This is a genomic window from Photorhabdus sp. RM323S (assembly GCF_042879375.1).
In the GTDB taxonomy this organism is placed as follows: Bacteria; Pseudomonadota; Gammaproteobacteria; order Enterobacterales; family Enterobacteriaceae; genus Photorhabdus; species Photorhabdus tasmaniensis.
In genome coordinates this window covers 1-680 of record NZ_JBHFKZ010000182.1, presented here as the reverse complement: position 1 = coordinate 680, position 680 = coordinate 1, and the positions used below count along the sequence as shown (strand labels likewise).

The window sequence follows — 680 nt, the reverse complement described above, 5'->3', positions numbered from 1 at the left end:
GTGCCGACTAAGTTGTTTAACGCTTGCTGATGGGTGTTAATGTGGGTTTGGTCGCCACGGATAGATCCGTGGTCATTGATCAGTTTACCGGTAGTCAGTTCCAAGGAGTCTTGCGCTACAATCCCGCCGTTTTCACCGCTGTCAGTGTTGACCAGTTCCTGCTGCTGGGTATCCAGATCCAGACTGGCTGTGGATTGAATTAGTCCGCTTTTGTTGTTGACCGCTTGTGTTGTCAGGCCTGCTTTTCCCTTTGAAAGGATTTTTCCTTTGGTATTGTCGAGGTTCTGGCTGGTCAGTGTGGTTTCGCCTTGTGAATCTATCACACCAGTGGTGTTATCGATTTCTCCAGCTTCCAGTGTTAGGTCACTGCCGCTGAGAATGCCGCGTTTTTCTCCGCTCTGGGCGTTAGTCAGCTTTTGGCCTTGAGTGTTGAGTGAAAGGGTGGTACCGGATTTCAACAAGCCTCCGGTGTTGTCCATTTCACCGGTTTTCAGTGTCAGTTGCTGATGCTGACTGACTATTGTACCGCCAGTGTTATCGACTATTCCTGATGATGTCACTTTGAGTTGTTGATTAGCTGCTACGATCCCCTGATGGTTATCGATGGTACCTGCGGTCATGGTCAGGGTTCCCAGGCTGGAGATCCCCTGTTCAGGTTGGCTGTTACTGTTGGTTATAGT

Annotated in this window: 1 protein-coding gene; it reads right to left on the bottom strand. The window is 49.6% G+C overall.

What is annotated here, in order from left to right:
• On the bottom strand, positions 1 to 680 hold a 680-nt coding region (locus tag ACGF7G_RS22560), incomplete at both ends, for a hypothetical protein (RefSeq protein ID WP_387468523.1).